General features: G+C 70.8%; 9 protein-coding genes and 1 pseudogene. 6 read left to right on the forward strand and 4 right to left on the reverse strand.

The window, feature by feature from the left end:
• From ACFVH0_RS36310 to ACFVH0_RS36320, 3 genes and pseudogenes are all read left to right on the forward strand, one after another.
• Window positions 1-95: pseudogene (locus ACFVH0_RS36310) on the forward strand (lytic transglycosylase); the annotation flags it as partial.
• 158 nt (window positions 96-253) lie between these two features.
• Window positions 254-688 carry a hypothetical protein gene (locus ACFVH0_RS36315; protein ID WP_385827357.1) on the forward strand — a complete coding sequence of 145 codons (435 nt, stop codon included), beginning with the start codon at window positions 254-256 and terminating at the stop codon, window positions 686-688.
• 101 nt (window positions 689-789) lie between these two features.
• The gene (locus ACFVH0_RS36320; protein WP_385827359.1) at window positions 790-2589 is read left to right on the forward strand and encodes a serine/threonine-protein kinase; all 1800 of its coding nucleotides are present in this window, start codon (window positions 790-792) and stop codon (window positions 2587-2589) included.
• 139 nt (window positions 2590-2728) lie between these two features.
• On the opposite strand, the gene ACFVH0_RS36325 is transcribed toward ACFVH0_RS36320, so the two are convergent.
• Together ACFVH0_RS36325 and ACFVH0_RS36330 are read right to left on the reverse strand one after the other, a co-directional pair.
• Complete coding sequence (locus tag ACFVH0_RS36325) at window positions 2729-3631, reverse strand: serine hydrolase (protein ID WP_385827360.1); 903 nt, start codon at window positions 3629-3631, stop codon at window positions 2729-2731.
• Complete coding sequence (locus ACFVH0_RS36330) at window positions 3628-4542, reverse strand: LysR family transcriptional regulator (protein ID WP_385827362.1); 915 nt, start codon at window positions 4540-4542, stop codon at window positions 3628-3630. The genes ACFVH0_RS36325 and ACFVH0_RS36330 overlap by 4 nt, the downstream gene beginning before the upstream one ends.
• A gap of 168 nt (window positions 4543-4710) precedes the next feature.
• On the opposite strand from ACFVH0_RS36330, the gene bla reads away from it, so the two are divergent.
• On the forward strand, window positions 4711-5676 hold the full coding sequence (gene bla / locus ACFVH0_RS36335; RefSeq protein ID WP_385827364.1) for a class A beta-lactamase: 966 nt from the start codon (window positions 4711-4713) through the stop codon (window positions 5674-5676).
• 14 nt (window positions 5677-5690) lie between these two features.
• Here bla and ACFVH0_RS36340 read toward each other — a convergent pair whose 3' ends face one another.
• Window positions 5691-6458: an N-acetyltransferase gene (locus tag ACFVH0_RS36340; protein ID WP_385827365.1), complete on the reverse strand. Its 768-nt coding sequence runs from the start codon at window positions 6456-6458 to the stop codon at window positions 5691-5693.
• Between the two features lie 209 nt (window positions 6459-6667).
• Here ACFVH0_RS36340 and ACFVH0_RS36345 point away from each other — a divergent pair, with 209 nt between their 5' ends.
• Together ACFVH0_RS36345 and ACFVH0_RS36350 are read left to right on the forward strand one after the other, a co-directional pair.
• Complete coding sequence (locus tag ACFVH0_RS36345) at window positions 6668-8398, forward strand: hypothetical protein (RefSeq protein ID WP_385827367.1); 1731 nt, start codon at window positions 6668-6670, stop codon at window positions 8396-8398.
• Window positions 8399-8903: 505 nt separating this feature from the next.
• The gene (locus ACFVH0_RS36350) at window positions 8904-10418 is read left to right on the forward strand and encodes a hypothetical protein (protein ID WP_385827369.1); all 1515 of its coding nucleotides are present in this window, start codon (window positions 8904-8906) and stop codon (window positions 10416-10418) included.
• 98 nt (window positions 10419-10516) lie between these two features.
• On the opposite strand, the gene ACFVH0_RS36355 is transcribed toward ACFVH0_RS36350, so the two are convergent.
• Window positions 10517-11413, reverse strand: a complete 897-nt coding sequence (locus ACFVH0_RS36355) for a GAF domain-containing protein (RefSeq protein ID WP_385827398.1) — start codon at window positions 11411-11413, stop codon at window positions 10517-10519.
• Between the last annotated feature and the right edge of the window lie 7 nt (window positions 11414-11420).

An 11420-nucleotide genomic window follows, 5' to 3' on the forward strand; every position in this document is an offset into this window, starting at 1 on the left:
ACAGCCTCACCGACCCCGTCGCCAACATCACCGCGGCCGCCAACTACGCCGCCGACCGCTACGGATCCATCGACAACGTCAACTCCGCCTACTGACGCCGGATGTGTTCTGCGGCACGCAACGCAACGCGACGAAACGGATCGGTCCTGGTGGCCGGTCCCGCGTCGGGCGTGGGCGTGAGGCGTGAGGCGCTGCACATGAACGGGCCTGATACCGTGCGGGCTGTTTCGACGGGTGAGGCGGGATCGTGGGAATGATCGAGCAGTTGTGGGCGGCCGGCGAGATGCCGTTCCACGACGGGCTGTACCGGCCGGACGACACGGCCTTGGAGCTGCGCGTGGAGGGCCCTGGGGCCTACCACCCGGACGCCGGACAGCCGATTCCCTTCCGCCTCGCAGGACCGCTCGACGTGGCCGGTGCCATCGAGGAGGACGGCACCACCGAGGTGGACACCTGCTTCGAGACCCCGTTGCCGGACGGATCGGGCTGGACTTCCGGCGGTGGCAGCGGGATGGGCAACATCGGCTACCTCGCCCGCCTCGACGCCGACCGCTCCCTGCGATGGCTCGCCGTGATGTTCTGCTCCAACCCGTTCGTGGGCGTGTACCACGAGGGAACGACCGCGGTCTTCACCAACGACTGGAACAACCGGCTGACCCTCGACCTCACCGCCCCCGAACTCGCCTGACACCAATCGGCCCACCACTCCCGCGCGTTGGCGCCGATCGATCCGATCACGAGTTGCGGTCCGCCGCTCCGACGAGTGCCCACTTGTGGCACAGTCATGCCGTGGATGCACTGAGACCTCAGGACCCCGTGCGCATGGGCGCCTACCACCTGCTCGCCCGGCTCGGCGCGGGTGGCATGGGACAGGTGTATCTCGGCAGGTCACCCGGCGGACGGCTGGTGGCCGTGAAAGTCATCCGCGACGAGATCAGCGATCACCCCGAATCGCTGGCCCGCTTCCGGCGCGAGACCGCGACCGTCGAGGCCGTACGCAGCGCCTACACGGCGCAGTTGATCGAGGCATCGCTCGACGCACCCCCTTACTGGCTGGCCACCGAGTACGTGGCCGGGCCCACGCTGCGCGGCGCCGTCGGCGCGAGCGGCCCCTTCCCGCCCGACAGCGCCCTGAGGCTGCTCGCCGCGCTCGCCGAAGGCCTGGCCGCAGTCCATGCCCATGGAGTCACGCACCGGGACGTGAAGCCGCACAACGTCATCCTCTCGCCGCAGGGGCCGCAGCTGATCGACTTCGGCATCGCGCGAGGGCTTGAGCAGACGATCCTCACCCGGGACGGAATGGTCTCGGGAACCCCCGGCTACACGGCCCCCGAGGTCCTGCTGCGCAACGAGGTGGGCCCGGCGGCCGATGTCTTCGCCCTGGGCGCGACCCTCGCGTACGCGGCGACGGGCCGGCCTCCGTACGGCACGGGCGAACCGGCGGCGGTGAGCTACCGGACCGTGCACGAGGACATCGATGTGGAAGGGGTTCGGCCCGCGCTGGCCGATCTCATCCGGCAGTGCGTCGCCAAGGATCCGGCGAACCGGCCGGATCCGGCCTCGGTGATCGCCCGGTGCGCGGTGGACTCGCCGCTGGCGGCGGACGCCCACTACCGGATGCTGGTACGCACCGCCGAACCCGTCCCCATACCCCTGCCGGAGAGCGAAACCGGAGCCGGAGCCGGAGCCGGAACCGGGGCCGAGGCCGAAGCGGAGACGACGCGGTTGCCGGGGACGGAGGAGCGGGCGCGGCCCGTGAACCATGAGCCGGACGTCCACGTGGCGGACCGGGCCGTCGGCGCCGCACCCACCGGGGCATCGGGCACCACGCCGGACGACCGGCCGGGTCCGGACAAGCGGGCCGGTCAGGGGTCGTGGAGCAGGGCCTGGCTCGCCGTCTGCGCGGTGGCGCTCGCGGTGCCGGTCACGGTCTGGCTGCTCCCCGAGCCGGACGGGCGGGACACCGGCGCCGGCCCCAGGACGGAGGCGACCGTGTCCGATGAGCCGGGCAGGTCACAGCCGGCCGAGTCGCAGCCGGCCACCAGGGACTCGGACGGCCGGCCGCCGGACCACATCGTGAACGATCGTGTCTCGCAGGACCGCTGGACCCTGTCCGAGGACCCCCAGCAGGCGTCACAGGGCATGGGATCCTGCGACCTCTCCAGCATCGTCGATTCCTCGCCGCCGACAGGCCTGCAGTCCTCCGTGTCCCACACCACCGGCTGGGACACCGCATCGCTGGCGATGCGCCCCAAGGACGCCGGAGTGGGCAAGCGGCCCGCACCGTACTACATATCCGTGGGGGTGCGGCCCCCGCACGAGACGGACCGTGCCACCGGACGGCCCCTTCGAACGCTGAGCAAGGGCATCGGCTTCACCAGCAAGCCCGTAGACCTTTACTCCCGTTGGAACTCCGGTGGAACCATCAAGCTCAAGTACCCCGACGACTTCCGCGCCCATTTCGGCGAGCGCACCGTGGACGCGATCCCGGTCGGGGACGACAGGGGCGACTGGACCGTGGTGCTGTACCACGTCGAGGGCGGGCCGACGAAATACACCTCCGTCGTGTGCAACGGCTTTCACGCCTGAGACACGACGCGCAGTGCGCCCGGGGGAGAGCAGGCCCCACCCTGTTCCGGCGGGCTGTGTACGTACGTGCCGGTGTACGGCCGCCGAGCCGCCGCGCGCCCGGTGGGCCACGGTCCCGGCAGCGGTCCGCGGCCAGTCCTCAGCGCTGCCGAAGGTGATCACGCAGTGCGCGGGCCACCTGCGCCATCAGCGCGTCGGCGCCGGGCTGCGCGCTGGCCGGGACGAGTGACTCGGTCAGGGCGGCGATGGCGAAGGACTGGCCGTCGGAGTGTTCCACGACACCGATCTCGTGCCGCAGGTTGAGGAGGGTGCCGGTCTTGGAGGACCAGGTGGAGGCATCCGAGCTGAAGTCGGGGGCGAGCCGGTGCCGGATGAGGTTGTGGGCCATCAGGCCGCGTACGCGTTCGGCCACTTCGGGATGGATCGCCGACGGAGTCCACAGAGCCTGCAACAGCTCGACGTACGAGCGTGCGCTCCCGGAGCTGGCGCGCGTGGTGTCGAGCTGGGGCACCCGGTGCCCGCGACCGCCGGTGCCGGCGTCGATGGCGAGGGAGAGCGCCAGATGGGCCTGGGAGGCGTCGAAGCGTTCCAGCGGGGTGTCGGAGAGCTGGTCGAGGCCGTGCCGGACGGTGATGCCCCGGAGCCCGAACTCACGGAGCATGTCCGTGACCTGGGCGGGCGGGGTGAGATCGAACAGTACGTCGGCGGCCACACCGTCACTCACACAGGTGCTCATGTAGAGCAGGTCGTCGATGGCGATCCGTACGGGGTGGCGGAACCGGCTCAGCCCGGTGGGGCCCGGCGTGGTCGTCCGCCCCGGCCGCACATCGATCATCGTCGCCCCGTCGAGCTCGCCCCGCCGGATGCGCTCGGCCGTCGCCAGCGCGAGCGGAACCTTGACCAGGGACGCGGAAGGCAGCTGGGTGTCCGGCGCGATCCCCACTTCCTCGCCCGTGCCGAGGTCCCGGACGAGCAGACAGCCGTGCAGTCCGCCGTCGTGCAATTGCCGGCGCATCTCGCCCAGCAGCGTTTCGGCGTTCATGCCGTGGCCCTCTCCGTACCGTTCTCCCCGCTGCCCCTCCCGCTGGGCGCGCCCAGGCAGCGGCCGATGGCCGTGCCCAGACGTGCCTCGATGTGTTGTGGATTGCCGCCCGCGGCGGCGACGAGGGCGAACCCCCGGCTGAGCGCGACCTCGCCGATCGGCCGCCAGTGCAAGGCGAGTTCCTCGGCCTGCGCGGGGGAGCACAGCAGCAGGTCACGCGTGCAGAGCACCTCCGCAGCCGCCGTCGTGAGATCGGTGGCGGCGATGAGCTGCGCGGGCCGCAGCCCCACCGCGTCCCGCAACCGGGTCAGCGGGTCACGGATGTGCGGCACGTCGTCCTCCGGCTGGATCCAGATACGGCGGGCCGGACCCGGCGACACCCGCCCCATCCGCAACGTCTCGATGTAGACGCGCCGCACACCGGGATCCTGGACACCGGCGAGTCCGAGCGGCACGGACCATGTCGCCTCGTCCGAGGGCACCGCGAGCAGCGCGGCGCGCACCAGCTGCGCGTGGATGAACTCGACGCGCTGCGCGGGCGCGGCGATCCGGAGATCGAGCGTGATGCCGTGCTCCCGTGCCTCCGCGATCAGACGGGCGAGACCGGCCGTCGAACAGAGACCCGGCACCGCGAGCCGCCAGGGCTTGCCCTTCGCGGCCGCGGCCTCGTTCAGCAGCACATCGGCGGCCTGGACGAGCTGTCTGGCCGCCGGAAGCATCTCCCGGCCGAAGGGTGTGAGGACGGCCCGCCGTGACATGCGCTCGAACAGCTGCTCACCGAAGCGTTCCTCCAGGGCGGCGACGCGACGGCTGGCCACCGGTTGGGACATCCGGGCGGCGGCTGCTCCTACGGTGAAACTGCTGTGCTCGCTCACGCTGATGAATGCCCGACACGCTCCGACCAGATCCACAGCCCGCACCCTATGTCAGATCGGCATGAAACCGCGCCCGAGAGTATTGGACCGCATGGCTGCCGGACGGCGAAGGTGGGCCCGGTACTCAAGAACGCCCCGGGACGGGGAGTTGCCTCCCCATCCCTTATGCGCCCCTGCCTGCGGGCGCCCTGGAGGTTCGGACCCATGCAGAAGCACAGCAGCGCCCGGCGTGCCCTTCTCGGTGCGCTGGCCGCGCTCGCGCTCGTCCCGCTCACGGCGTGCAGCGCAGAGGTCGCCCGTCCGGGGGCCTCCGCGTCCCCTGTGGCATCCTCCCCGCAGACCGGGGCGACGGCACCGGCCGCGAGCGCGAAACCGTTCGCCCGGGAGCAGTTCGCAAGGCAGTTCAAGGACCTTGAGCGCAAGTACGACGCTCGGCTGGGCGTCTATGCCATCGACACCGGTACCGGACGCGAAGTCACCCACAACGACCGTGAGCGCTTCGCCCATGCCTCCACGTTCAAGGCGCTGGCCGCCGGTGCCGTACTGCGCAAGCACTCGCTGGGCGGAATGGACGAGGTGATCAAATACTCCAAGGACGACCTGGTCAGCAACTCTCCGGTGAGCGAGAAGCATGTCGGGACCGGGATGAGCCTGAGCGCGCTGTGCGACGCCGCCGTCCGCTTCAGCGACAACACCGCGGCCAACCTGCTCCTCGACCGGCTGGGCGGTCCCCGCGGCCTGGACACCGTACTCGCGGACATCGGTGACGACGTCACCCGGATGGAACACAGCGAACCGGAACTCAACCGGTGGTCCCCGGGTGCCACGTCCGACACGACCACACCGAGGGCACTCGCGGGCGATCTGCGCGCGTTCGTCCTCGGAGACCTGCTCGGCAACGGCGAACGCGCGCAGCTGACGAAATGGCTGCGGACCAACACGACCGGAGCCGAACTCATCAGGGCCGGGATGCCCAGGGGCTGGGTGGTCGGCGACAAGACCGGCTCCGGCGGCACCTACGGCACGCGCAACGACATCGCCGTCGTGTGGCGCCCCGACGCCGCTCCCATCGTCGTGGCGATCCTGTCGAACCGGTTTCAGGAGGACGCCGAGTACGACAACGCACTCATCGCGGAAGCGGCCTCCGTGGTCGCCGGGGCGCTGTCGTAGCGGGGAGTGTGCTGTCAGGCGGTCCGCGGCTGCCCGCCGTGCCGGATCCAGACGTTGGGTTCGACATATACGGCGTGATCGTGCGCGGTGTCGCAGCGCACGGGTACCAGGGCGCCGGGGACCTCCACGTGGCCGTCCCGGTCGAAGGGGAGCCCCGTCCACTGCCGCCACCGGGCCAGCGAGCCGCTGACCGTCATCGACGCGGGAGCGACCTTCTCGACGGTGCCGCCGGCCTTGACGTGCACCCGCACCCAGGGGTCGGCCGGCAGCCCGTCGTCCCGGCGCCTGCGGAGGTACTCGGGCATGGGGACATGCGGATCCAGATGCTTGGCCGTCGGCCGGACCGGTGCGAGCAGGGCGTCGTGCCCCTGCCGGCCCACCGCCCTGCGGAGCGCGGCGAGCATCCGGTAGGACAGGCCGCGGCCGAGGTAGTCGGCGTCCACCGAGATCTCCAGCGCACTGGCGGCCGTCGGAACATTCCCGTACTGCCGGTCGAGGAAGGCCCACGCCAGCACTCGGTCCCAGCCCTGGTCGGGCATCTCCTCACGCCCGTCGAGCACGGAGTTGAACGGCACGGCGAGCCCGCGCGCGACGACGCGGTCGCCGTCCGTCGCAGCCACGCAGTATTCCGGGAAGTCCTCGGGAACCCGGCTCAACAGGGCGCTCGCGACCATGTCGTGGGGCGTGAAGACGGGCCAGGAGTCGTTGATCTCGTACACACGGGATATCAGCGACGGGTCTTCGGCGAGCGGGAGGATCCGGATGTTGTCTTTCTCTGTCACGACGCAGCACCCTGCCACAGGACGGCACCGTCGCCAAAGGAAAAAGACGGGTGGACGGTGCGGTACCGGGAACGGTCCGCCCGCACCGAAACCTCCGTGCGGGTGCGGCGCTCCGTCGCCTACGGTTGACCACCGGCGCCCGCCGCCCTGCCCGGATCGCCGAGACGGGCACGCCACGCGACACAGCACATACGGAAACGGTTGGTCGGATGGTCCACAAGTCCGGGAACGGGACGCCGCGGGGTGCCGAGGACGCGCGAGCCGCACACTTCCACAGGCTGCTCACCTGGGCCGTCTCACTGTTGCCCACCGACACGCGTACGCCCGCCTCGGCAGAGTTGAACGGCACCGCGCTCGCCGCCCGCGCCCGGCGCTTCGACGCGCTGGTCCGCAGCCGCAAGGACGAGGCCGCGGCCCGCGCCGCGCCCGCGCCGCCGCAGGCCGGCCCGCAGCACGTGATCGTCGCGCTGCGCGCCGCCGACACCGTGTTGGACGCCGACGCCGTGCTCGCCGCCGGCCCCGTGGACTGGCCGGCACTGGCCGCCGCGCACCGCGAGGAACCGTTCGCGCGCACCCAACGACGGGCCCTGATCGCACGCACGGACTGCCCGGACGAATTCACCGCCGCCCTGCTCACCCCTTGGGATCCCAGGGTCGCGAATCGGCTGGTCGCCCGCCGGCAGGAACTCCCGACCTCCGCCTGGTGGCCCTGCCTGCACCGGATCGGCGAGACCCGGCCCGCACTCCTGCGCCACGTGCTCACCGAGGCGAACCTGCCCGAGGTACTGCGATCGGTGCGGCACATCGACGCACTCGTACCGGCAGTGAACGGCTACGACCACAACAACGTCCGGGCAGGCAATGCGTTCTGGATGGCGGTCGGCACGGTGCTGCACGCCCGGCTGGGCGACGATCCGAGTAAGTGGTACGCCGCCGCCCGGCGCTTCCCCGTACATCACGGCACGCTGGAGGAGCTGATCAGGGGACTCGGCCGGCCGGCGACGGGCGCGGAGCGCCCCTTCCCCGACCTGCGGGTTCTGCTGAACGCCCCGGCCGAGGTGGTCGTAGCCGTCGTCGCCGGACTCGGAGACGAGGAACTGCAACAGGCGGCCGAGGACTCCTGGCGCGGCGTCCGCAACGAGCCCTCGTTCCGGTCGGCCGTCACCCTGCAACTGCGCGCGGCCGGCGTTCCGCCCAGGACGCTGTTCGCGCGCTGGGCCGCACCGTACCGAAGCTCGGCCGACTGTCTCTGGCTGTACGGCCTGGACGAGGGGCTGGACGAGCGCCTCGTCCAGGCGGCGGATCGTGACCGGGAACTGCGCCAGGGGCTCGCCGCCCTCAGACGGCCCTTGCCCCGCAGCATCGACCTGGTCGCGGAGTTGCGTGACTGCACCGACGCCGTCGCGGCCCAGACCGTACTGGACGGCGGCTGCGGCGACACCACGACTCCGTGGCCCGAACTCGTCCGCGCCCATGCCGCCGAGCCGTTCCCGCTGTCCGTGCTGGGCACGCTGGCCGCGCGCCCGGGGTTTCCCGATGTGCTCGCACAGGCACTGCCGAGCTGGACCCGGTTCTACTGGTCGACGCACAGTCCCGCGGCCGCCCGGGCGACACTGTCGGCCACCAGCAGTGCGCAGTTGTCCGGTCGCGTGATCCACCGGATCCGCGAGTCCGGTGTGCTCGACGACGAGTCGGTGCTGGCCGCCATCCGGCCCGCGCGTGCTGCACTGCGTCACGGTCACGAACTCCCTCGGGACACGGCCGACTACGACGCGTGGCGGGACGTGTGCGCCCGACTGTTCCGGGCGGCGGCCGAGCGGGGTGGGCCCGGTCTGTGGCGCGTACTGGCCGCGCGGCTGCCCGATCATGGCGGCTCTCTGCCCGAACTGCTCGACGCGGCCACTGCCGAGGCCGCAGAAGAAGGTCGAGCCATCGGATAGTGCCGGTGCGCGCATGTCGTGGACCGTTCGGGGTCCGGCTCGACCCGGCTCGCTGTCCGGGCCCGTGACCAGGGTGCGGACCCAGCTCCGGACCCAGGAACGATAGGTCCGGACCTGGGTCCGTCGGCCCTCTCGGAACCGGTTCCATCACTTCTACGCTGCCACGGCAGACGGGGGTCGAGAGCGAGGCGTGGGGGTAACAGGCGTGCGCACAGGGAACGGTACGAGCAGAAGGACCGAACGTGGTCAGACCGGGGTCGAGTATCTCGGCCTCATCACCGCGGTGACGCTGCTGATCGGCGCGATCGTGACCGTGAGTGTGGCGGCCAATCTGAACGGGGGCTTCGAGCAGGCCCTGTGCCGGCTGATGCAGGTCGCCGGAGGTGGCGGCTCCTGCGATTCTGACAACGTTGCCAGTGCGGGGCATGGCTCACCGGCAACTCGGCCTCCCGGTGCGGGGGATGAGGAGTCACCGGGACCAGGTGCGCAGGAGCCCGGCGGAGACGTGGTTCCCGCGCGGTCACCGGGACCGGACGAACCGGAGGCGAAGGACCCGTTCCAGCCCGCCCGTTGTCTGGTGGCCGCGGACGACACGAAGGACACCGTCGTCGTCCAGATCCTGTTCATCAAGATCAGCCACTCGGAGCAGGTGAAACTCTCCCAGTGGTCCGACGGTTCGGTCACCCTGGAGCGGATGAGCACCACCGGCGGCGGAGTCTCGGGTTCGATCGGCGCGAGCATCCCCGGCCTGAAGAAGTGGGGCGGCGGCGCGTCGCTCAGCGGCAGCTACATACGTGGCAGTGGCAGTGGCGGGCAGTGGATGTTCAACACGCACAAGTCGGACGACCCCAACGCCGACCTCGCGGCCAACCTCGAAGAGGCGAAGCAGTTCTCCGAGTACCTCAAGAAGGCGGAGAAGTGCCGCAACAAGACCGGCCCGCGCGCCTCCGAACTGGGCATGATCTGCAGCTACCACGCGGACAAGGACAAGCCCGACGTGGAGCCGGAACGAGCCCCGGACATCGACATCACCAGGACCACCACCGAGGCATCGGGCAGCGTCAGCTTCGGCGGCAAGTACGCCAAGAACGACAAGGAGGTCGCGGCCCTGCGGAAGACCATCGCCGACGAGGTGACGAAGAACAACCAGGGCGCCAAGGGCGAAGCACTCGACAAGCTCATCAGGAACGCCCAGTCCAACAGCATCATCAAGGACGTGCCGGAGACCAAGAGCGTCGGCAACATCTCCGCCGAGGGGGTGTCGGGGGCGCTCAGCAAGGACGTGGTCGTCATGCGCCACAAGACCGGCCCGGACTCCGGGAAGATCACCTTCGTCTACACCTTCTCGCTCAATGGCTCGGTCGGCCCGGGCGGTCAGGCCGCCGGGTCGCGGATGCAGCAGGTCGCCGTCACCTACGACGCGGAGGCGTACGACCGTGAGGAAAAGGCCGGCGAGTCGCACCATCCGCAGAAGATGAAGATCACCACGAGCCAGGAGAGCGGTGGCAATGAGGGTGCCTCCTTCGGCGGTGGCGCCAACGCGGGCCCGGTGACGATCGATGTCGGCGGCGGCGGTGGCGAGACGGAGTCCGATCTGCACACCGAGGCCGCCGAACTGGACCTCTCCGACGACAAGGACAGCACCACCGCCGAGGACTGGCTGCGCGGGCGTGGCAGCAACCCGGCCGACGAGGCGATGCCGTCACCCTCCTCGATGGCCGAGCCACCGGCGGATGACGCTTCCGCGTTCCGGCGACTGCTGCACGACAAGGGGCAGCTGCAGCGGCTGGACTACAAGGTCAACACCGACTGGTGGAACGCCTCCCTCGGCATCGGATTCGGTCTCTCCGCCGGGCAGTTCAGCATCGGCTTCAAGCTCTTCGGCATCGACATCACCCACGAGCACCGTCAGCAGACCCTGACCGGAAATCCCACCTACGCCGGCGCACCGGCCCCCGACGGCACCCGCCCCTGGAAGGACTTCACCAACTGCTCCCGCACCAGGCCCATCACGGACTGAGCGGCACCGGACCGGCGCGCGGTCCGCGGGGTCAGGAGCGTACCGACCCCGAACACATGGTGTCGCCGGTGACCGGGCGAGCACGTGCGGGCGGAGCCCTATCCCGCCGTTCGTCGCATGATGAGGGCCAGGTGCACCTGCAACGCGTGGTCGCCGTGGCGCCACTGCGGGCCGAGCAGCACCGAGATCCGGTCCATGCGCTGGCAGAGCGTGTCGACGTGGACGTACGGAGCGGCGGAGGTACGGCTCAGGTTGCCGTCGCAGGCGACCGTGACCGGGTGCCCGATCCCGTCGGTCAGCAGTTCGGCGAGGGTGTGCCCGCCGCCGCCGGGGTCGTCGGCGGGCAGGACGGCAACCGTGTTGCCGCCGTACCCGCCCGCGATGCCGCCGAGCCGGGTGGCGTGCCCGCCCGCCGAGGCGAGCGGCCGGTCCTGTGCGTAGAGGACGAGGACGCTGCCGCGCGGTACGTCGGCGACTTCCGACGCCGGCCCTGCCGGTCCGCCGCTGTCGAGTGCGACGGCGGTGAGCCGTTCGTGGACGGCGGCGGCCTTGCGGACCTCTTCGAAGAGGGTGGCGTTCTCGACGGCGAGGGCGGCGTGGTTGGCGAGCGAGATGAGCAGGTCGACCTCGTCAGGGGAGAAGGGCCGCACACGGCGGTCGGCGGCGAACAGCACCCCGTACATCTGATCCCCGAACTTCAGCGGTACGCCCTGGACGGCCACCAGACCCTCCGCACCGATGACACCGTCCACGTACGGGGTGTGCTCGAAGCGGGCGTCGTTGGGGTAGTCGGCGGTGTGGTACGGCACGGCGGTCGCGGCTACCAGTCCGCCGAGACCGGTCCCGGCGGCGAGCCGGCCGGTCTTGAACCCGTCCGTCGTGATGCCGTCGGTGACGCGTACGTAGGTGTCGCCCTCCTCCGGGGCGGAGAGCAGCAGATACGCGACACCGGTATCCACGAGGGTGCGGGCGCGGCTGACGATCGCCTGGAGGATGCTCGGT

The sequence above is a fragment of the Streptomyces sp. NPDC127117 genome, from assembly GCF_042677325.1.
In the GTDB taxonomy this organism is placed as follows: domain Bacteria; phylum Actinomycetota; class Actinomycetes; order Streptomycetales; family Streptomycetaceae; genus Streptomyces.